Genomic DNA, 514 nt, shown 5'->3' on the forward strand with positions numbered 1-514 from the left:
AATTCGTCGCCCCCTGCCTGCTGATCGCCCCGGCGCGCTGGGCCTGCCCGGCACGCTGCGCTTCGGCAACGTCGACGTCGGCGGGCTGCTCGACATCGCCCAGGCCACCGACCTGTGGCAATACGGCAACTGGAACCTGGGTGGCCTGTCGCTGGACCTGGGCAACCTGTGGCGGATGCAGGCCGGCACCTCGCTGGTGGCGCGCGACGGCATCTTCGCCCGAGTCGACGGCGACGCCGAACTGGGTCGACGCGGCCAGGTTGCCGAGCACGCGCAGGCGCAGGGCCTCGGTGCCGGTCACGCGCTGGATGCTGAGGTCGCCGTGGTTGACCAGGTCGATGACCTTGGCACGGGCGGTCAGGTCGCCGTCGATGTCGGTATGCAGGCTGCCGTCGCCGCCATTCGGGTCGCCGCCGATCGCGCCGCCCGCCGCTTCCAGCACCACGTCGTGGCCACGCACCACCACGTTGGTGCCATTGGCGCTGCTGATGCTGCCGTCGGTCTTGATGTGGAT

General features: G+C 70.6%; 1 protein-coding gene. It reads right to left on the minus strand.

Features of this window, described 5'->3' with window-relative positions:
- Positions 1 to 514, minus strand: a 514-nt coding sequence (locus tag J7528_RS24170) for a hypothetical protein (protein ID WP_291879935.1), incomplete at both ends; no start/stop codon positions are given.

The organism is Caulobacter sp. (assembly GCF_017744445.1).
Classification (GTDB): domain Bacteria; phylum Pseudomonadota; class Alphaproteobacteria; order Caulobacterales; family Caulobacteraceae; genus Caulobacter.